The sequence below is a fragment of the Streptomyces barringtoniae genome, from assembly GCF_020819595.1.
Taxonomy (GTDB): domain Bacteria; phylum Actinomycetota; class Actinomycetes; order Streptomycetales; family Streptomycetaceae; genus Streptomyces; species Streptomyces barringtoniae.
In genome coordinates, this window is record NZ_JAJHNP010000031.1 from 13201 (window position 1) to 35671 (window position 22471).

The 22471-nt window shown below is 72.1% G+C and carries 6 protein-coding genes; all 6 read left to right on the forward strand.

The genetic code is table 11. The annotated features are described in order from the left end of the window. Window positions 1-12 precede the first annotated feature (12 nt). The 6 genes from LMU33_RS37735 to LMU33_RS37760 all read left to right on the forward strand — a co-directional run bounded on the left by LMU33_RS37735 (window position 13) and on the right by LMU33_RS37760 (window position 22108). Window positions 13-7806: a non-ribosomal peptide synthetase gene (locus LMU33_RS37735; RefSeq protein ID WP_228626024.1), complete on the forward strand. Its 7794-nt coding sequence runs from the start codon at window positions 13-15 to the stop codon at window positions 7804-7806. Continuing rightward, window positions 7803-15575 (forward strand): non-ribosomal peptide synthetase, encoded by a 7773-nt coding sequence (locus tag LMU33_RS37740; protein WP_228626026.1) that lies wholly within the window; start codon window positions 7803-7805, stop codon window positions 15573-15575. The genes LMU33_RS37735 and LMU33_RS37740 overlap by 4 nt, the downstream gene beginning before the upstream one ends. A 4-nt stretch (window positions 15576-15579) precedes the next feature. Further along, a complete protein-coding gene (locus tag LMU33_RS37745; RefSeq protein ID WP_228626028.1) occupies window positions 15580-19467 on the forward strand; it encodes a non-ribosomal peptide synthetase in 3888 nt (1295 codons plus the stop codon). 70 nt (window positions 19468-19537) lie between these two features. Beyond that, window positions 19538-20272 carry a thioesterase II family protein gene (locus tag LMU33_RS37750; protein ID WP_228626030.1) on the forward strand — a complete coding sequence of 245 codons (735 nt, stop codon included), beginning with the start codon at window positions 19538-19540 and terminating at the stop codon, window positions 20270-20272. Between the two features lie 100 nt (window positions 20273-20372). Continuing rightward, window positions 20373-21347: an ATP-binding cassette domain-containing protein gene (locus LMU33_RS37755; protein ID WP_228626032.1), complete on the forward strand. Its 975-nt coding sequence runs from the start codon at window positions 20373-20375 to the stop codon at window positions 21345-21347. Continuing rightward, entirely contained in the window at window positions 21344-22108 is a 765-nt protein-coding gene (locus tag LMU33_RS37760) for an ABC transporter permease (protein ID WP_228626034.1), read from the forward strand. Before LMU33_RS37755 ends, LMU33_RS37760 begins: the two co-directional genes overlap by 4 nt. Window positions 22109-22471: the final 363 nt, after the last annotated feature.

Here is a 22471-nt window from a genome sequence, read left to right on the forward strand (position 1 = left end):
TTTGGAGACACAATGATCCCGTTGTCGTTCGCGCAGCGTCGGCTGTGGTTCGTGGACCGGTTCGAAGGCCCGTCGCCCACCTACAACGGCGCTTTCGCCCTGCGGCTGACCGGTGAGCTGAACGCAGGGGCGCTCGAGGCGGCGCTCCGCGACGTCATCGACCGGCACGAAGTCCTCCGCACGGTGATCGTCGAGGGCGACGACGGCGTCCCGCACCAGCAGGTGCTGCCGTCCGGGGAGCAGCCGTTCGCCCTGCCGCTCGTCGAGGTCGCGGGGGAGGCCGAGCGGGCGGCGGCGGTCGACGAGGTGGCCACCGCGACCTTCGACCTGGCCGCCGATGCGCCGATCCGCGCCCGGCTGGTGCGGTCCGGGCCGCGCGAGCACACCCTCGTCGTCGTGGCGCACCACATCGCCGTGGACGGGGAGTCCTTCGGGCCGCTGTTCCGCGACCTCACCACGGCCTATGCGGCCCGCACCGAGGGCAGGGCGCCGGCGTGGGAGCCGCTCCCGGTGCAGTACGCGGACTACACGCTGTGGCAGCGGGACGTGCTCGGTGACGAGTCCGATCCGGACAGCACGGCGGCCCGGCAACTGGCGTACTGGCGCGAGGCCCTGGCCGATCTGCCGCAGCCGCTGGCCCTGCCGACGGACCGCCCGCGCCCGAGGGTGATGAACCCCGCCGGCGACCGGATCCCGTTCTCCATCGGCCCCGACCTCCTCGGGGCCGTGGAGAGGCTGGCCGCGGAAGCCGACACCACGGTGTCGATGGTCATGCACTCGGCGCTCGCGGTGCTCCTGCACCACCTCGGGTGCGGTGACGACGTGTCCATCGGCGCGCCGATCACGGACCGCACCGACGAGGAACTGCGGGACCTCGTCGGGTTCTTCGTCAACACCTGGGTGCTGCGCGTCGACCTCTCCGGGAACCCGACCTTCCGCCGGTTGCTCCAGCAGGTGCGGGACCGGTCCCTGGCCGCGTACGACAACCAGGACATGCCGTTCGAGCGGCTGGTGGAGCTGCTCAACCCGGACCGGTCCACCGCCTACAACCCGTTCTTCCAGGTCATGCTCTCCTGGCAGCCGCCCGTACCGCCGATGGAACTCCCCGGCCTCGCCGTCCGGGCCGAGCGGCTCGAGACCCAGACCGCCAAGTTCGACCTGTTCTTCGACCTGATCCCGAACGGCTCCGGCGGGGCGAACTGCCGTCTGGAGTACGCCACCGGCCTGTTCGACCGGGACACGGCCGAGGGCATCGCGCACCGGTTCGTCCGCGTGCTGGGCCTGCTCACGGCCGACTCGGAGCGCGCGATCGGGACCGTCGACGTGCTCGACGAGGCCGAGCGGGAGCGGCTGCTCACCGAGTTCAACGACACCGCCGCGGCGGTGCCCGAGCTGACGGTCCCGGAGCTGTTCGAGGCCCAGGTGGCCAGGACGCCCGACGCGCCGGCGCTCGTGTGCGACGAGCGGACACTGACCTACCGGGAGCTGGACGACCGGGCGAACGGCGTCGCCTGGGAGCTCATCCGGCGCGGTGCCGGGCCGGAGGACCTGGTGGCCCTCGCGCTGCCGCGCACCGAGGACCTGGTGGCCGGCCTGCTCGGGATCCTCAAGTCCGGTGCCGGATACGTGCCGTTGGACCCGCAGTACCTCAGCGGGCGCGCGGAGAGCGTGCTGTCCGAAGCGGCCCCGCGGTTCGCGGTCACCGACACCGCGACGTGGCAGGAGCTGCCGCAGGGCGACATGTCGTGCGTCAACCTCGACCGGCGCGCGGACTGGGACACGCCCGCGGGGGCGCCGGACGACGCCGCCCGGACCGCGCCGCTGAGCCCGGACAACCTGGCGTACGTGATGTACACCTCCGGCTCCACGGGCAAGCCGAAGGGCGCGACGATCACCCACCGGGGCGTCGTCAACGGCGTGCGCGAGCTGGTGCGCGTCCTCGACGCGCCGTCCGGGTGGCGGATGCTGGCCGGCACCTCGGTGAACTTCGACGTCTCGGTCTTCGAGCTGCTGACCACCCTGACCACCGGCGGCACGGCCGAGGTCGTGGCGAACGCGCTGGCGCTCGGCGAGCGGGAGCGCTGGGACGGCCACGTGATCAGCGGGGTCCCCTCGGTGCTCGGGGAACTGGTGGGCCACCTGGACAAGGCGCCCGACGTGCGCACGGTCGTGTTCGCCGGCGACGTGCTCCCGGGCCGGCTGGTGCGGCAGGTGCGCGAGGCCCTGCCCGGCGTGCGGATCGTCAACTCCTACGGACAGAGCGAGAGCTTCTACGCCACCACGTTCTCCCTCACGGCGTCCGAGGAGTGGGCGGACAGCGACGTGGCCCCCATCGGCACCCCCCTCGGGAACATGCGTGCCTACGTCCTCGGCCCGGGACTCACCCCGGTGCCGCAGGGCGTGATCGGCGAGCTGTACGTGGTCGGGACCTGCCTGGGCCGCGGCTACCACGGCCGCCCGGGCCTGACCGCCGAGCGCTATGTGCCGAACCCGTTCGGTCCCGCCGGCGAGCGGATGTACCGCACGGGCGACCTGGCCCGCTGGAACGCGCAGGGGCAGCTGGAGTGCGTCGGCCGCGGCGACGGCCAGGTGAAGGTCCGCGGCTTCCGCATCGAGACGGCCGAGGTCGAGGCCGCGATCACCGCGCACCTCGGCATCAGCGAGGCCGTGGTGATCAGCCGGGAGGTGCCCTCGGGCGGGCGGCGGCTCGTCGCCTACGTGGTGCACACCGGCGAGGGAGCCGTCGGTGACGACGGCGCCGGCGGAATCGGCGACGTGGATGTGCAGTCCGGCGCCTCCGCCGCCGAGCTGCGCAAGTTCGTCGCGGCACGGCTGCCCGACTACATGGTGCCGTCGGCCTTCGTGGCCCTCGGCCGGCTCCCGCTCGGACCGACCGGCAAGCTGGACCGCAAGGCGCTGCCCGAACCGGAGTTCCTCGGCGAGACCTACCGGGAGCCGCGCACCGAGACCGAGAAGATCATCACCTCGGCGTACGCGGACGTGCTCGGTGTGGAGCGGGTCGGTGTCGACGACGACTTCTTCGCGGTGGGCGGCGACAGCCTGCGCTCCATCCAGGTCGTGGCGCGGGCCCGCGCCCGGGGCCTGGAGCTGAGCACGCGGGAGATCTTCGAGTGCCGCACGGCGGCCCGCCTCGCCGAGGTGGCCTCCGACCGCCAGGGCCGGGTGCCCGTGCTCGCCGAGCTCGAGGGCGGCGGCGTCGGCCCGATGCCGCTGCAGCCGGTGGCGCGGCAGGTGTTCGAGCACGGCGGCGGGACGAACCGTTTCGCCATGTCGATCGTCCTCGAACTGCCCACGGGCATCGACGTGAACGGTCTCGCCGCGACGCTGGACGCCGTGCTCGACCGGCACGACCTCCTGCGCGCGCAGCTGGTGCGCGGCGACGAGCCCTCCCTCGTCGTGCGCCCGGCGGGCACCGTGCGGGCCGCGGACCTGATCCACCGGGTCGACTGCGACGGGCGGTGGGACGAGCCGTCCTCGCTCCAGTCGGCCAGGGCCGAACTGGACGCCTCGGTCGGCCGGCTCGACCCGGAAGCCGGGACCATGGCGGACTTCGTGTGGTTCGCCGCACCGTCGGGTGCGGGCAGGCTGCTCGTGGTGCTGCACCACCTGGCGGTGGACGGCGTCTCCTGGCGGATCCTCATGTCCGACCTCGCCGAGGCGTGGCAGCAGGTCCGCTCCGGCCGGACGCCCGAGCTGCCCGCGGTCGGCACATCGGCCCGCCGCTGGGCGTCGGCGCTCCAGGACGAGGCGCTGTCCCCGGAGCGGGAGGAAGAACTGACGTACTGGCGCGACCTGCTGGAGGCACCGAACCCCCCGCTGGGCTCGCGCGCGTTCGACCCGGCCGTGGACGTGTGGTCCACGCTCGACACCGTCCGGGCGCAGCTGCCCGCCGAGGTCACCGAGGCCGTGCTGACCAAGCTGCCCGCGGCGTTCAAGGGCACCGGGACCGACGTGCTGCTCGCCGCGCTCGCCCTGGCGGTGAACCGGTGGCGCGGTGAAGACCGCTCGACCCTGGTCCGCCTCGAGGGACACGGCCGCGAGGAGGAGGTCGTGCCCGGGGCCGACCTCTCCCGGACCGTCGGCTGGTTCACCGCCATGTACCCGGCCCGGGTCGATGTGCAGGGGGTGGACCTGGCCGACGTACTGGCGGGCGGCCCGGCGGCCGGCAAGGCGATCAAGCTGGTCAAGGAGCAGCTGCGCGCGGTCCCGGACAAGGGCCTCGGCTACGGCCTGCTGCGCTACCTGAACCCGGAGACCGCCGAGCAGCTCGCCGAGTACCCGGCGCCGCAGATCGGCTTCAACTACCTCGGCCGGATCTCCGACGCCGACGTGCCCGAGCACCTGCGCGCGCACGGGTGGGGGCCGGCGTCCTGGTCCGCCGAGCTGATCGCGACGCCCGACCCGGACCTGCCCGCGCTGTCCGCGCTCGAGGTCAACTCGGTCGTCACGGACACCGCCGACGGCACCCAGCTGCAGGCGGCCTTCATGTTCCCCACCGGGGTGCTGTCCCGCGAGCGGGCCGCCGAACTGGCCGAGCTGTGGGTGGAGGTGCTGCACGGCATGGCCGCGTACGCCGCACGCCCGCAGATCGGCGGGCTCACCCCCTCCGACGCCCCGCTGGTCTCGGTGCGCCAGGACGAGATCGAGGCCTGGGAGGAGCGCTACGGCCGGCTGGTCGAGGTGTGGCCGCAGGCCCCGGGGCAGTCCGGCATCCAGTTCCAGGCGGCGCTCGCCGACGGCACCTTCGACGTCTACCACATGCAGTTCGTGCTGCACCTGTCCGGCCATGTGGACCCGGAGCGCATGCGGGCGGCCGGCCAGGCGCTGCTCCGGCGGTACCCGAACCTGCGCTCCGCGTTCCTCACCGCGGCCGGCGGCGATCCGGTGCAGGTCGTGGCGGAACACGTCACCCTGCCCTGGCGGCACCTGGATCTGACCGGGCGGAGCGAGGCCGAGCAGGACGCCGCGCTCGACGCGGCCCTCGCCGACGACCGGGCCCGCCAACTCGACCCCACCCGGCCGCCGTTGTTCCGCCTCGCCCTGCTCACCTGCGGCCCCGAGCAGGCGAAGCTCATCATCACGGCGCATCACACCCTGTTCGACGGCTGGTCGTCGCCGCTGGTGATCACGGATCTGATCCGCCTGTACGCCGAGACCCGTGAGCTTGCCCCGGTCCGCTCCTACGGCGACTACCTGGCCTGGCTGTCCCAGCAGGACCGGGAGGCGTCGGCGGAGAAGTGGAAGGCCGAACTCGAAGGATTCGACCAGCCGACCCTCGTGGCCGCGGGCCTTCCCGCCGAGGGGGAGGCGACCGCCCTCGGACGGGTCGAGGTACCGCTGTCGATCGACAAGGGACGGGAACTCGCCCGGCGCGCCGCGGAACTCGGGGTCACGCTGAACACGCTCCTGCAGGGCGCCTGGGCGATCCTGCTCTCGAAGCTGACCGGGCAGCACGACGTGGTGTTCGGCGCCGCCGTCAACGGCCGCCCCGCGGACCTGACCGGCTCCGACGAGATGGTCGGCCTGTTCATCAACACCCTGCCGACCAGGGCCATGTGCCGATCGGACCAGAGCCTGGCCGATGTCATCACCGACCTGCAGAACCGGCAGATCGGCCTGCTCGACCACCACTACTACGGCCTCGCCGACATCCAGCGCGGTGTCGGGCTGCCCTCCCTGTTCGACACGATCGTGGTGTTCGAGAACTACCCGATCGACCGCGAGGGCATCGTCGACGCGAACGCCTCGGCCGGGTTCACGATCGACGCCATCCGCCCGTTCGCGGGCTCGCACTACCCGCTCACCCTCAACTCCTCCGACCCCTACCTGCGGCTCTCCCTCGACTACCAGAGGAACCTCTACGACCGCGCCTCGGCCGAGGTGATCGCCGCGCGGCTCGTCCGGGTGCTGGAGCAGGTGCTTCAGGACCCGTCGGTGCCGGTCGGCGCCGTGGACGTGCTGGGCGAGGACGAGCGGGACTGGCTGGTGCGCCGGGTCAACGACACGGCGCACCCGGTGGCCGCCGACACCCTGCCGGCCGCGTTCGAGGCCCAGGTGGAGCGTGACCCCGACCGGGTGGCGCTGATCGGTGAGCAGGAGACGCTGACCTACGGGGAGTTCAACCGGCGCGCGAACCGGCTGGCGCACTGGCTGGTGGAACAGGGCGCCGGTCCCGAGCGGCTGGTCGCGGTGAAGATCCCCCGCTCCGTCGACCTGCTCGTGGCGCTCTACGCGGTGGTCAAGGCCGGTGCGGCCTATGTGCCGGTGGACCCGGAGCTGCCCGAGGACCGGGTGCGGCACGTGCTCGACAGCGCGCAGCCGCTGCTGGTCCTCGACGAGAACCTTCCGGACGTCTCCGCGTACCCGGAGACCGACCCGCGGCGTGAGCTGTCCCCGGACAACGCCGCGTACGTCATCTTCACCTCCGGTTCCACCGGCGGCCCGAAGGGTGTGCAGGTCGCGCACCGGTCGATCATGAACCGGTTGAAGTGGGGTCTGGCGCACTTCGACGCCGGGGCCGAGGACCGGGTGCTGCTCAGCACGACGGCGAGCTTCGACGTGTCGGTGCCGGAGCTGTTCGCGCCGCTCCAGGTCGGGGCCGCCGTGGTCATCGCGCGTCCGGACGGGCGCCGGGACCCGGCCTACCTCGCCGACCTGATCCAGCGCGAGCGGGTGACCGGCGCCGACTTCGTACCCTCCCTGCTCGAGGCGTTCGTCGCCGAGCCGGCGGCCAAGGAGTGCACCAGCCTGCGCTGGATCGAGGTCGCGGGCGAGGCCTTCCCGCCCGCACTGGCCAACAAGGCCGTCGGTGTGCTGCCGGACTGCGGGGTGCACAACCTCTACGGGCCCACCGAGGCATCGGTCGAGGTCACGGCGTGGCAGCACGTGCCGGGTGCGGACCGGGTGCCGATCGGCGCACCGATCTGGAACACCCAGGTGTACGTGCTGGACGCGGCGCTGCGCCCGGTCGCGCCCGGGGTCGCCGGCGAGCTGTACCTGGCCGGTACCGGGCTCGCCCGGGGCTACCTCGGACAGACCGGGCTGACCGCGAGCCGGTTCGTGGCCTGCCCCTTCGGTGAGCCGGGGGCCCGGATGTACCGCACCGGTGACCTGGTGCGGTGGAACACGGACGGCCAGGTCGAGTACATCGGCCGGACCGACTTCCAGGTCAAGGTGCGCGGCTTCCGCATCGAACTCGGCGAGATCGAAGGGGCGCTGACCGCGCACCCGGACGTCGACAGCGCGGTGGCCGTGGTGCGCGAGGACCGCGCCGACGACCAGCGGCTGGTGGCGTACGTGGTGCCGGTCAAGGGCACGGATCCGGCCGGGCTGGATCTCACGGCCCTGACCGGCCAGGTCCGGGAGCACCTGCCGGAGTACATGGTCCCCTCGGCGATCGTGCCGCTCGCCGAGTTCCCCATGACACCGAGCGGAAAGCTCGACCGCAAGGCGCTCCCCGCACCGGACTACACCGAGGCCGAGACCGGACGAGGGCCGCGCAACCACACCGAGGAAGTCCTCTGCCGGCTGTTCGCCGAGCTGCTCGGGCTGACGGAGGTCGGCATCGACCTCGACTTCTTCAGCCGCGGCGGGCATTCGCTGCTGGCCACCCGGCTGGTCGGCCGTATCCGCAACGAGCTGAACGCCGACGTGAAGGTCACGACCGTGTTCCGCCATCCGACCGTCGCCCAGCTGGCGGTCCAGGTCGAGGAACTGGCCACCTCGAACCGCCCCCGGCTGCGTCCCCGGCTGGGCCAGATGACCGTTGAGGAGACGCGTCGATGATCCCTCTGTCCTTCGCCCAGCGGCGGCTGTGGTTCCTGCACCGTCTGGAAGGCCCGTCCGCGACCTACAACATCCCGTTCGTGCTGCGCCTGGACGGGCCGCTGGACACGGCGGCCCTGGCCGCGGCGGTCACGGATGTCGTCACCCGGCACGAGAGCCTGCGCACCCTGGTCGTCGAGAACGCGGACGGCACGCCGGAGCAGCGGATCCTGCCCCCCGAGGAGGCGGCCCCGATGTTCCGGGTGACCGACGTGGCCGCGGACGCGGTGGACGCCGCCCTGGAGGAGGCCGCGTGCGAGGGCTTCGACCTGGACACGGAGCTCCCTCTGCGGACCACCGTGCTCCGCGTCGGCCCCGAGGAGCACGTACTGGTGTTCGTGTTCCACCACATCGCCGCGGACGGCGCGTCGATGGCGCCGTTCCTGCGGGACCTGCTGTCGGCGTACTCGGCTCGCCACAGCGGCAGGGCCCCGGACTGGCCGCCGCTTCCGGTGCAGTACAAGGACTACACGTTGTGGCAGCGCCAGCTGCTGGGCGACGAGGAGGACCCGGAGAGCATCGCCGCCGACCAGCTGGAGTACTGGCGGGGAGAACTGGCCGGGGTGCCGCAGCCGGTGCAGCTGCCGCTGGACAGGCCGCGGCCGACGGCGGCCGGCCACGACGGCGGCCATGTCGACTTCGAGCTGGACGCGGACCTGCTCGCCGGGATCGGGAAGCTGGCCGCGGAGCGCGGCGGCACGGCGCCGATGGTCGCGCAGGCCGTCCTCGCGGTGCTCCTGCACCACGTCGGCGCCGGCAACGACCTGACGATCGGCAGCCCGATCGAGGGGCGCGCCGATGAGCAACTCGACGATCTGATCGGGTTCTTCGCCAACACCTGGGTGCTGCGCGTCGACCTGTCCGGCAACCCGTCCTTCGGCGAGCTGCTGGAGCAGGTGCGCGACCGGGCCCTGGCCGCGTACGACAACCAGGACGTCCCGTTCGAGCGCCTGGTGGAGCTGCTGAGTCCGGAGCGCACGACCTCCTACCAGCCGCTGTTCCAGGTGATGCTGGCCTGGCAGTTCGAGTGGTCGCAGATCGAGATACCGGGTCTTCGGGTCACCCCCGTCCCGGCGGGCACCGGTACCGCGAAGTTCGACCTGTTCTTCAACATCGTCCCGGCCCCGTCCGGCGGTGCGTACGGCCGGCTGGAGTACGCGACGGAACTGTTCGACCACGCCACGGCCGAGAGCCTCGTCGACCGCTATGTGCGCGTGCTGCGGCAGGTGGTCGCCGATCCCGGGACGCGGCTCGGCGCAGTGGACGTGCTCACCGGGGCCGAGCACGACCGGCTGGCACAGCTGAACGACACGACGGCGCCGGTGCACGCAGCGACGGTGCCGGAGCTGGTCGCCGCCCAGGTGGCCAAGACACCGGACGCGACGGCGGTGGTGTCCGGGCAGACCGAGCTGTCGTACCGGGAGTTGGACGCCCGCGCCGACCGGCTGGCCGCGGTCCTGAGGGAGCGCGGTGTCGGGCCGGACGTCCTGGTCGCCGTCGCCCTGCCGCGCTCGGCGGACCTGGTGGTCGCGCTGCTCGCGGTGCTCAAGGCCGGCGGGGCCTACCTGCCGATCGACCCCGGCTACCCGGCCGCGCGCGTCGACCTCCTGCTCGACACGGCCGGTCCCGCGCTGGTCCTGACCGACTACGCGGCGGCGTCGACCGTGGCCAAGTGCCGGCTTCCGGTGCTGCACCTCAATGACCTGTGCCTCGACGGCGGCCGCGCCGTCGAAGCCCCGGACGTGCGGATCGGCCCGGACAACCTGGCCTACGTGATGTTCACCTCGGGCTCGACCGGGACGCCCAAGGGTGTCGCCGTCACGCATGCCGGCGTGGTCAACGGCGTGCGGGACCTGCGGCGGACCGTGCACGTCGGGGCGGGGTCCCGGATGCTCGCCGCGACCTCGGTGAACTTCGACGTCTCCGTGTTCGAGATCTTCACCGCGCTCACCGCCGGAGCGAGCGTCGAGATCGTCCGTGACGTACTCGAACTCGCGGAGCGCGGCAGCTGGTCCGGCACCACCATCAGCGCCGTGCCCGCGGTGTTCTCCGCACTGCTCGACCAGCTCGCCACCGACGGCGCGAGCGGCCTCGAACTCGACGTGGAAACGGTCGTCTTCGCCGGTGAGGCCCTCTCGGCCGATCTGGTCCGCAAGGTGCAGCAGGCCCTGCCCGACGTCCGCGTCATCAACGCCTACGGACAGACCGAGAGCTTCTACGCCACCACGTTCACCCTCCCGCGGCAGCCGGCCGGCACCGGTGCGATACCGGTCGGACGGCCACTGGCCAACATGCACGCCTACATCCTCGGGCCGGAGCTGACGCCGGTCCCGCCCGGTGTGATCGGCGAACTGTACGTCGGCGGCCTGCTCGCCCGCGGATACCACCGAAACGGCCCGGTCACCGCCGACCGGTTCGTCGCCAGCCCCTTCGGTCCCGCCGGCGCGCGCATGTACCGCACCGGTGACCTGGCCCAGTGGGACGAGAACGGCCAGCTGAAGTACGCCGGACGAGCCGACACCCAGGTCAAGGTGAACGGCATCCGGGTCGAGCCGACCGAGATCGAGACGGTCCTCGCCCGGCATCCCGCGATCGGCCAGGCGGCGGTCACGGTGCGGCAGGACCACACCGGCACCAAGCGCCTCGTCGGCTATGTGGCACCGGCGGGCACCACGGACGGCGAGGCCGGCCCGGACGCCCGCGTCTCGGCGGCGGATCTGCGGCGGTTCGTGGCCGAGCGGCTGCCGGACTACATGGTCCCCGCCGTGTTCGTGGTGCTGGACCGGCTGCCGCTCAACGCGAACGGCAAGCTGGACCGGGCCGCGCTGCCCGAGCCGGAGTTCACCGGCGCCGCCTACCGGGCGCCGCGCAGCGAGGCGGAGCGGATCCTGGCCGAGGTCTACGCCGACGTGCTCGACGCCGGACAGGTGGGCATCGACGACGACTTCTTCACCAGCGGCGGTGACAGCATCCGGTCGATCCAGGTCGTCGCGCGGGCCAAGGCGCGCGGCGTCGTGGTCAGCACGCGGGAGGTCTTCGAGCACCGCACGGTCGCCCGGCTCGCGGAACTGGTCGAGGGCCGGGAGGAAGAGGAGCGGGTCACCCTGGCCGAGCTGCCGGGCGGCGGCGTGGGCTGGGCCCCGCTGCCGCCGACGGCGGCCCACGTCCTCGCGCTCGGCGGTGGCATCGGCCGGTTCTGCATGTCCGCCATGCTGACCCTGCCCGCGGACATCGACCGTACGGGCCTGCTCGCGACGCTGCAGGCCGTACTGGACCGGCACGACGTGCTGCGCTCCCGGCTCGACCGGGCGCAGCCGGGCCTGCGGATGGAGCCGGCCGGCCGGGTGGACGCCGGCGCCCTGCTGCGGGAAGTCCCCTACGGCGGCGCCGATGTGCAGGCCGAGCTGGACGCGGCCGCGGACCGGCTGGACCCGGACACGGGCGTCATGGCGCAGTTCGTGTGGTTCACCTCCGACACGGACACGGACCGGCTGCTGATCGTGTTGCATCACCTGGTCGTCGACGGGGTGTCCTGGCGGATCCTGCTGCCGGACCTGGTGTCCGCCTGGCAGCGCGTCCGCGACGGGCACACCCCGGCACAGCCGGGCGTGGGCACCTCGCTGCGCCGGTGGATGCACGCCCTGGCCGACGAGGCGGCCACCCCCGAGCGGGTGGCCGAACTGCCCGTCTGGCAGGAGATCCTGCGCGCCGAAGAGCCGGTGCTGGGCGCACGGGAGCTGGACCCCGCGCGCGATGTCACGGCCACCGTGGACACGGTGCGCGTCCAGGTGCCGGCGGACGTCACGCAGACCCTGCTGACCACGGTGCCCGCGGTGTTCCGCGGCGGTGTCGACGACGGGCTGCTGGCCGGACTGGCCCTGGCCCTCGCCCGCTGGCGCCGGACGCGGGGCGTTTCCGCGTCCCAGGCGCTGGTGCGGCTGGAGGGACACGGCCGGGAGGAGCACCTGGTGCCCGGTGCGGACCTGTCGGGCACGATCGGCTGGTTCACCGCGATGTACCCGGTGCGACTGGACCTGGCGGGCATCGACGTGGCCGACGCGTTCGCCGGCGGCGCGGCCGCCGGACGGGCCGTCAAGGCCGTCAAGGAACAGCTGCGGGCGGTCCCGGACAACGGCATGGGCTACGGCCTGCTGCGCCACCTCAACGAGGAGACCGCCGCCGAGCTGGCCGGACGGCGCGCACCGCAGATCGGGTTCAACTACCTGGGCCGCTCCTCCGGCGCGGACATCCCCGAGGACCTGCGGGGCCTGGGCTGGGCACCGGACACCACGCACCGGGACCTGATCGCCGCGCCCGACGCGGACATGCCGGTGCTGTCGGCGCTGGAGATCAACGCGGTCGCCGCCGGTGACGAGCTGACCGCCTACTTCGGCTTCCCGACCGGGGTGCTCTCCCGCGCCGAGGTGACCGAGCTGGCCGGGCTGTGGGTCGAGGCGCTGACCGCCCTGGCCCGGCACGCCACGACCCCGGACGCCGGCGGGCTGACCCCGAGCGACGCGCCCCTGGTCGAGGTGCGCCAGGACGAGATCGACGCCTGGGAGGCCCGGTTCGGCAAGCTGGCCGAGGTGTGGCCGACGACACCGGTGCAGTCCGGGATGCTGTTCCACACGGCGCTGGCCGACTCCTCCTTCGACGCCTACCACATGCAGCTGGTGTTCCACCTGTCCGGCGACGTCGACCCGGAGCGGATGCACCGGGCCGCGCAGGCACTGCTGGGGCGTCATGCCAGCCTCCGCGCGGCGTTCGTCGACCGGGCGGACGGCGATGCGGTGCAGGCGGTGCCGGAGACGGTGTCCCTGCCCTGGCAGTACCTCGACCTGACCACCTTCGGCGAGGCGGAGCGGACCGAGGAGTTCGAGCGGTTCCTCGCCGAGGACCGGGCCGCCCGCTTCGACGTGGCCACCCCGCCGCTGATCCGGATGGCACTCGTCCACCTCGAGCACGGCCGCGCCGAACTCGTGATGACCGCCCACCACGTGCTGATCGACGGCTGGTCCATGCCCCTGCTGATGCAGGACCTGCTGCTGCTCTACGCGTCCGGCGGCGACCCGGCCGGCCTGCCCGCGACCCGCGACTTCGGCGAGTTCCTGGCCTGGCGCGCCCGGCAGGACGAGAAGGAGTCCGCACGGGTCTGGGGGGCCGAGCTCGACGGCGTCGAGGAGCCGACCCTGCTCGCTCCCGGCTCCGAGGGCGCGGGCGAGGGCGTCGGCCAGGTCGACATCACCCTCCCGGTCGACGAGGCCCGCGCACTGGGCCGGCGTGCCACCGAGCTGGGCGTCACCATCAACACCCTGGTCCAGGGCGCCTGGGCGCTGCTGCTCGGCCAGCTCACCGGCCGCCAGGACGTGGTGTTCGGCGCGACCGTCTCCGGGCGCCCGCCCGCCGTGACGGACGTCGACTCGATGGTCGGGATGTTCATCAACACCCTTCCCGTACGCGTCGCGTACGCGCCCGGCGACACCCTCGCCGAGGTCCTCACCCGGCTCCAGAGCCGGCAGGCCGCTCTCCTGGACCACCACTACTACGGGCTCACGGAGATCCAGCAGTCCGTCGGCCTGAAGTCCCTCTTCGACACGCTGGTCGTCTTCGAGTCGTACCCGGTCGACGAGGAGGGCATCAGCGCCGCCTCCGACGCCGCGGACGGGATCGCCTTCACCGGCCTGCGCGCGTCCACGGCCACCAACTACCCGCTGACCCTGATGGCGGCAGCCGCCCCGCACCTTCAGCTCATCCTCCAGTACACGGAGGGCGTCTTCGACCGGGACACGGTGGAGGTGTTCGCGGCCCGCCTCGTGCGCGTGCTGCGGCAGCTCGCGGCCACCCCGGAGGCGAAGGCCGCGCACGTCGACATCCTGGACCCGGCCGAACGCGACCGGCTGCTCACCGAGTTCAACGACACGGCGGTGGCGACCCCGGACATCACCGTCGACGGGCTCGTCGCGGCACAGGCGACGCGGACCCCCGACGAGGTAGCCGTGGTCGCCGAGGGCGTCTCGCTCACCTACCGCGAGCTGGACGACCGTGCGGGCCGCCTGGCGCGCGAACTGGCCGGGCGCGGAGTGGGCCCGGAGTCGGTGGTCGCGGTGTCGCTGCCGCGGTCGGCGGACCTGGTGGTCGCCCTGCTCGCGGTCCTGAAGGCGGGCGGCGCGTATCTGCCGGTCGACCCCAGGTACCCCAGCCGGCGCCTCACCGCCATCCTCGACGAGGCGCGGCCGCGCCTGGTCCTGACGGACTCCACCACGGCCGCGACGCTGCCGGAGCACGCCGCCCCGGACGTCCTCCTCGACACGCTCGACCTGTCCGGCACCGACACCGGCCCGCAACTGCCGGTCCACCCGCAGCAGTTGGCGTACGTCATGTACACCTCCGGCTCCACGGGCAAGCCCAAGGGCGTCGCCATCACCCACGCAGGCGTGGTCAACGGCGTACTGCGGCTCGCCGACCGCGTGGGGCTGGGGCCGGGCAAGCGGCTGCTGGCGGGCACCTCGGTCAACTTCGACGTCTCGGTGTTCGAGATCTTCACGACCCTCGCCACCGGCGGCGTCGTCGAAGTGGTCCGGGACGTCCTGGTCCTGGGCGAGCGGAAGGACTGGAGCGGCAGCGTCGTCTCCACCGTGCCCTCCGCCTTCGCCGAACTCGTCGACGAGATCTCCGGCCGCACCAGTGTGGAGACGGTCGTCTTCGCCGGCGAGGCCCTGCCCGCCTCGCTCGTCGACAAGGTGCGGGCCGCCTTCCCCGGCGTACGGGTCGTCAACGCCTACGGACAGAGCGAGTCGTTCTACGCCACCACCTTCACCGTCTCCGACGGCACCCAGGGCTGGACGGGCAGCGCGCCCGTCGGCACCCCGCTCGGCAACATGCGGGCCTACGTCCTCGGCCCCGGCCTGGCACCGGTGCCGCCCGGCGCGGTCGGCGAGCTGTACGTCGGCGGGAGCGTGGGCCGCGGCTATCACGGCCGCGCCGCACTGACCGCCGAGCGCTTCGTCGCCGACCCGTTCGGCCCGTCCGGCACGCGCATGTACCGCACCGGCGATCTGGCCCGCTGGCACCCGGAGGGCCGGCTGGAGTACGTGGGCCGCGCGGACACGCAGGTCAAGGTGCGCGGCTTCCGCGTCGAGCCCGGCGAGGTCGAGGCCGCGCTCACAGCGCACCCCGGGGTCGCGCAGGCGGCCGTCCTCGCCTGCGACGGGCGCGGCAGCGGCACGGGCAAGCAGCTGGTCGCGTACGTCGTGCCCGCCGTCACCGGCGACGACGCGACGGCCGGCGACCGCGCCGTCCTGGAGACGAAGGAGCTGCACGGCTTCGTCTCGGAGCGGCTGCCGGACTTCATGGTGCCGGCCGCCTTCATGGTCCTCGACCGGCTGCCGCTCACCCCGAACGGCAAGCTGGACCGGGCCGCGCTGCCCGAGCCGGAGTTCACCGGCGCCGCCTACCGGGCGCCCCGCACTCCCCGCGAGGAGACCCTGGCCGCGCTCTTCGCCGAGGTGCTCGGCATGGAGCGGGTCGGCATCGACGACGGCTTCTTCGAGCTGGGCGGGCACTCCCTGCTCGCCACCCGGCTGATCAGCCGCGCCCGCGCCGAGCTGGCGATCGAGATACCCATCCGCAAGATCTTCGACCTTCCCACGGTGGCCGCGCTCGCCGCCTGGTCGGAGCAGTCGGCAGCCCCACGCCGCCCCAGTCTCCGCCAGATGATCGTCAAGGAGTGAAGCAATGATTCCGCTGTCATTCGCCCAACGCCGGATGTGGCTTCTGCACCAGCTGGAACAGGGGGCGGCGACCTACAACATCTCGGCGGCGTTCCGGCTGACCGGAGCCCTGGACCAGCAGGCCCTCGGCGCGGCGGTCCGCGACCTGGTCGACCGCCACGAGATCCTGCGCACCACGTACGCGACGGACGACGCCGGTGAGCCCTGCTCGCGGCTCCTGTCGACGGCGGAGGCCGCCCCGGAACTGCGGGTGGCCGAGGTGGCGCCCGAAGACCTGACCGGAGCGATCGAGGAGGCCGTAGCGCACCAGTTCGACCTGTCGGCCGAACTCCCCCTGCGGGCAAGCCTGTTGCGCTGCTCCCCCCAGGAACATGTGCTGGTCATGGTCGTCCACCACATCGCCTCGGACGGCAGCTCCAGCGCACCGATGATGCGGGACCTGATCCACGCCTACACCGCCCGCAAGGACGGCCGGGCACCGGAGTGGGAGCCGCTGCCCGTGCAGTACAAGGAGTACGCGCAGTGGCAGCGCGAGGTGCTCGGCGACGTCACCGACCCGGACTCCCTCGCCGCGGCGCAGGTCGAGTACTGGCGCAAGGAACTGGACGGGGTGCCGCAGCCGCTGACCCTGCCGTTCGACCGGCCGCGGCCCGCGGAGGCCAACTCGCACGGCGACACCATCCCCCTCGCGGTGCCGGCGGAAGTGGCGGCCAAGCTGCAGAAGCTCGCCGACGAGCGCGGGGCCAGCATGTCGATGGTCCTGCAGGCCGCGCTCGCGGTGCTGCTGCGCCGGCTCGGCGGCGGCGACGACCTGACGATCGGCAGCCCGATCGCCGGGCGGACCGACGAGGCGCTGGCCGATCTGATCGGGTTCTTCGTCAACACCCAGGTGCTGCGCGCCGACCTGTCCGGCAACCCGACGTTCACCGACCTGCTCGCGCAGGTGCGGGACAAGGCGCTGACGGCCTATGAGTACCAGGACGTGCCCTTCGACCTGCTGGTCGAGGCCATCAACCCGGAACGCTCCGCCGCCTACCAGCCGCTGTTCCAGGTGATGTTCGCCTGGCAGAGCTACCAGAAGCCGGACCTCGACATCCCCGGCCTGAAGGTGACGTTCGAGCAGGCCATCCCGTCGACCGCCATGGTCGACCTGTTCTTCAGCCTGACCGTGGACGAGTCGGGGGCGCTGCGGGGCGACCTGCAGTACGCGACCCAGCTGTTCGACCGCGACTCGGCCGAGGTGATCGCCGCCCGGCTCGCCCGGGTGCTGGAGCAGCTGGCCGCCGATCCGAGCGTGCGCGTCGGAGACGTCGACGTGCTGAGCGACCAGGAGCGGCAGCGGCTGCTGACGGAGGTGAACGCCGCCGGCAACGACATTCCCGAGGTCACCCTGGTCGAGCTGTTCGAACGGCAGGCGGCGCAGCGCACGGACGCGGTCGCGGTGACCTGCGAGGGCGCCTCGCTCACGTACGGGGAGCTGAACGCACGGGCCAACCGGCTCGCCCGGCACCTCGTCGCCCAGGGAGTGGGCCCCGAGTCCCTCGTCGGAGTCTGCCTGGACCGCTCGGCCGAGCTGGTCGTCGCGCTGCTCGCGGTGCTCAAGGCGGGCGGTGCCTATCTGCCCATCGACCCCGACTCCCCGGCCGACCGCATCGCCTACATCGTCCAGGACGCCCAGCCGGTCCTGCTCGTCACCACGAGCACCAACGGCACCGCACAGGGCCTGGACCACGACCTTCCGCTGGTCCACCTCGACCAGGCCGGGGCCTTCGCCGAGGAGACGGCCACCGACCTCACCGACGCCGAGCGCCGCGCAGCCCTGCGCCCCGACCACCCGGCGTACGTGATCTACACCTCCGGGTCGACCGGCCGCCCCAAGGGCGTGCTCATCCCGCACCGCAACGTGGTCGGGCTCTTCACCGCCACCGAGGACTTCGCCTTCGGCGCGGACGACGTGTGGACCCTCTTCCACTCCTACGCCTTCGACTTCTCGGTGTGGGAGCTGTGGGGGCCGCTGCTGTACGGCGGCCGCCTGGTCGTGGTCCCCTACGACGTCTCCCGCTCCCCGGCCGACTTCCTGCAGCTGCTCGCCCGCGAGCAGGTCACCGTCCTCAACCAGACGCCCTCGGCCTTCTACCAGCTCGTCCAGGCCGACGCCGAGGCTCCGGGCCAGGAACTGGCGCTGCGGTACGTGGTGTTCGGCGGCGAGGCCCTCGACCTGGGCCGCCTCGCGGACTGGTACGCGCGCCACGCCTCCGACGCGCCGGTGCTGGTGAACATGTACGGCATCACCGAGACCACCGTGCACGTCACCCGCATCGACCTGGACGAGCACTCCGCCGCCCGCTACAAGGCCAGCGTGATCGGCCCGGCCGTCCCCGGGCTGCGCGCCTACGTCCTGGACACGAACCTCAAGCCGACGCCCACCGGCGTGACCGGGGAGCTGTATGTGGCGGGCTACGGCCAGGCCCGCGGCTACCACGGCCGGCCGGGCCTGACCGCCGGCCGGTTCGTCGCCTGCCCCTACGGCGAGCCGGGTGAGCGCATGTACCGCAGCGGCGACCTGGTCCGCTGGAGCAGGAACGGCCAGCTGGAGTACGTCGGGCGAGCCGACTCCCAGGTGAAGATCCGGGGCTTCCGCATCGAGCTGGGCGAGATCGAGCACGCGCTGTCCGGACACCCGGGCGTGGCGCAGGCGGTGGTCCTGGTGCGCGAGTACCAGGAGGGCGACAAGCGCATCGTCGGCTACGTGGTGCCCGAGCCCGATGCCACGGTCGATGCCGGTGAGCTGTCCGCGTACCTGCACGAGCGGCTGCCGGACTACATGGTGCCGTCCTCGCTGATCCCGCTGGCGGAGATCCCGCTGACCTCGAACGGCAAGCTCGACCGGCGCGCACTGCCCGCGGAGGACACCACCGCCGTGGCCGGCCGGGAGCCGCGCAACGCCTACGAGGAGAAGCTGTGCGCCCTCTTCGGCGAGCTGCTCGGGCGGGACAACGTCGGTATCGACGACGGCTTCTTCGCGCTCGGCGGGCACTCGCTGCTGGCCACCCGGCTAAGCGTCCGCATCCGTCAGCAGTTCGACATCGACATCCCCATCCGGACGATCATCAAGTACCCCACGGTGGCAGAACTCGCCGCGCTGATGCTCGCCGGCGGCGTGCCCGCCGACGACGCCGACACGTTCGCGGTCGTACTGCCCCTGAACAGCGATCCCGGCACGGGCAAGCCGCCGGTGTGGTTCTTCCACGGAGGCGGCGGGCTGGGCTGGGCGTACTACAGCTTCGCGGCCCATCTGCAGGACCGGCCGGCCTACGCCCTGCAGTCCCGCGGCTCCGACGGCGTGGAGCCGCTCGCGGGCTCCGCGCAGGAGATGATCGAGGACTACGTCACCCAGATCCTGAAGATCCAGCCGGAAGGGCCCTTCTACCTGATCGGCTGGTCCTACGGCGGCACGGTCGTGCAGGCCGTCGCGGACGCGCTCGACCGGCGCGGGCACGAGGTCCTGCTCGTGGCCATCCTGGACGCCCAGCCCGGGGGACACGGGTTCAGGCAGGTCCATGCCGACAAGGAGTCGTCGGACTACCGGGCGGAGCTGGAGGACGACTTCGGCCAGTACATCCGCATGGGCAACCGGCAGGGCTTCCTGGACACCATGGCCAAGGTCATGGCCAACAACACGGCCCTCATGATCGACTTCGAGTCTCCGGTCTACCGCGGTGACGTGCTGTATTTCCACGCGGCGCTCGAGGACACGTCGTACGCGCACCTGTGGCGGCCGTACGTCGGCGGTTCCCTGGAGGTGCACGACCTGCACGCCACGCACCACGAGATGCACATGCCCGCACCCGTGACCCAGTTCTTCGAGGTCGTCGGCCCCAAGCTGGCGTAGCGACCGGACAGCTGTGTCCCGGAGCTGGTTCAACAAACGATCCAAGAGAAGATGATGGGGGTTGGTCAGGGTGACAGAACCCGGCGTATCCGCGGAACACGGGGAACAGACCACGCTGCTGTGCGTGCCGTTCGCGGGAGCGGGTCCCTCGTTCTTCCACCCGTGGCGGGAACTGGCCGCCGGCCGGTGGCGGGTGACCTCGGTCGAACTGCCCGGCAGGGAGCGGCGGATCCTGGAGACGCCGTACCGCAATGTCGTCGAGGCGGCCAAGGGCTCGATCGACGACATCGTCGCGGACCTCGGTGCGGGGACGCGGACCGTGCTGTTCGGGCACAGCCTGGGCGCGGTGCTCGCCTACGAGCTGGTGCACCTGCTGAGCACGCGCGGTGTGCACGTCGAACGGCTCGTCGTCAGTGGTTCGCCGGGGCCGTGGACCCAGCGCGAGCGGCGGGCGGCGGGCCTGCCGGACGAGGAGTTCCTCGCCAGGGTCGAGGAGTTCGCCGGGTTCCGGCACGAGGCTCTCGACCACCCGGAGATGCGTGAACTGATCCTCCCCGTGCTGCAGGCCGACTGCGAGATGCACGAGGCGTACGTCCCGAGCACCGACGAACCGGTGTCGGTGCCGATCTGCTCGCTGCGCGGCGACCACGACGGCCTGGTCACCGCGGAGGAGGCCCGGCAGTGGCAGGCCGCGACCACGGCGGAATTCAGCTATGCGGAGTTCCCGGGCGACCACATGTACCTGGTCGACCACGGCCGCGAGGTGCTGGACGTGATCGAAGCGGAGTCCGCCCGCGGCCGCTGACAAGGCGCCGGCCACCGACCCGATGCACGGCTCTGACCAGCGTGGACGGGGTCGAGCGCCGTGACAGGGGGGTGACAGGCCCGGAGAGGAAAGTGGAAGCATGAGAAGTTCAGCGATTGCAGTTTCAGGGCTGCGCAAGGCATACGGCGACAAGGTCGTGCTCGACGGCGTCGACTTCGATGTCGCCGCGGGGTCGATCTTCTCCCTGCTCGGTCCGAACGGGGCCGGCAAGACGACGACGGTGAACATCCTGACGACGCTGATGAAGGCCGACGCCGGAACGGTGCGGGTCGCCGGGCACGATGTGGTCACCGCGACCAAGCAGGTGCGCGCGGCCATCGGCGTGACCGGCCAGTTCGCCGCGGTGGACGAGCTGCTGTCGGGCCGGGAGAACCTGCGCCTGGTGGCTGACCTGAAGCGCGTGCGCTCGGCCGGCCAGCTGGTCACGCAGCTGCTGGAGCGGTTCGACCTGGTGGACTCGGCGGACAAGATGGCCGGGACCTACTCCGGTGGTATGCGCCGCAAGCTGGACCTGGCCATGACGCTGGTCGGCAACCCGCAGGTCATCTTCCTGGACGAGCCGACGACGGGTCTCGACCCGCGCAGCCGGCGCACGATGTGGGAGATCGTCCGCGAGCTGGTGGCCGAGGGCACCACCATCTTCCTGACCACCCAGTACCTCGAGGAGGCCGACCAGCTGGCCGACCGGATCGCGGTGCTCAACCAGGGCCGCCTGGTCGCCCAGGGCACCCCCGAGGAGCTCAAGCGCCAGATCCCCGGCACCCACGCCCGGTTCCGCTTCGCCGACATCCACGACCTCGACACGGCGGCGCGGGTGCTGCCCGGGTCCACGCGGGACGACGAGGAGCTGACCCTGCGGGTGCCCAACGACGGCGAGTCGAAGTCGCTGCTGGCCCTGCTGAGCCGGCTCGACGAGAACGCCCTCAACGCCAAGGAGTTCTCGGTGCACACGCCGGACCTCGACGACGTCTTCCTCACCCTGACCGACAACGCGGCCACCGGCAGTACGAACACCGAGCACACGATCAAGGAGAAGGAGGCGGTCGCACCGTGAGCAGTGTCGCGACCTCGTTCGGCGACGCGGCGATCATGATGCGCCGCAACTACAAGCACACGACCCGGAATCCGGTCACCGTGTTCAACGCGGTCCTGTTTCCCATCGTGATGATGCTCATGTTCGTCTACGTGTTCGGCGGCGCCTTCAACGTCAACGGCAAGTACGTCGACTACGCCGTGCCGGGCCTGATCGTGATGGCCATCACGTACGGGCTGGGCCCGACCGCGGCGGCCGTGAACAGCGACATGACGACCGGCATCACCAACCGGTTCAAGGCCATGGACGTCTCGCACGGCGCCGTGCTGTTCGGTCACGTCGTCTCCACGACGCTGCGCGCCCTGATCGCCGACGCGGCCATCATCGGCGTCGGCCTCGCGATGGGCTTCCGTCCGCACGCGAACTTCCCGCAGTGGCTCGGCGCGATCGGCCTCATCCTGTTCCTCGGGTTCGCGACCAGCTGGCTCACGGTCGCCATGGGCCTGGGCGCGAAGACCGTCGAATCCGCGGGCATGGCCACCGTGCCGCTGATCATGCTGCCGTTCCTGAGCAGCGCGTTCGTCCCCGCGCACACGATGGGGGCCGGCGTGCGCCAGTTCGCCGAGTACCAGCCCTTCACCCCGATCATCGAGACGCTGCGCGGCCTGCTGTTCGGTACCACGCCGTCGACCGGCCACGTCGTCGCCGCCGTCGCCTGGTGCACCGGACTCACGGTCCTCGGCTATGTGTGGGCGATCGCCAACTTCAAGAAGCGGGTGTGACCTCGCCCCACCGCTCCTCACCCCCTCCCCGGCCGCCCGGCGAACTCCCCTTCGCCGTGGCGGCCCTGTGCGTTCCGCGCGTCCTCGTCGCGCAGCCACAGCCCGTGGTCCAGGACGACGCCTCATTCCACTCGGCCTCTAACGTCGTTAAACCGGGGCGCTGTCGAATTGCCCTGTTCCGCCGACGGGACGCAGGAAGCACAGCACCTGCGGTGGCGTCAGCATGCGGGCTCGCAACCCGGACCGCCGGCGCAGCACGGGAGACCACCGAATCGGTGTGAATGGACGCGCATGCGCGACACACTCAATTCGGCCATTCGAAGAATTTGTCTCGCCGGCGGGACAGCGCACAGGGCCCCGGTG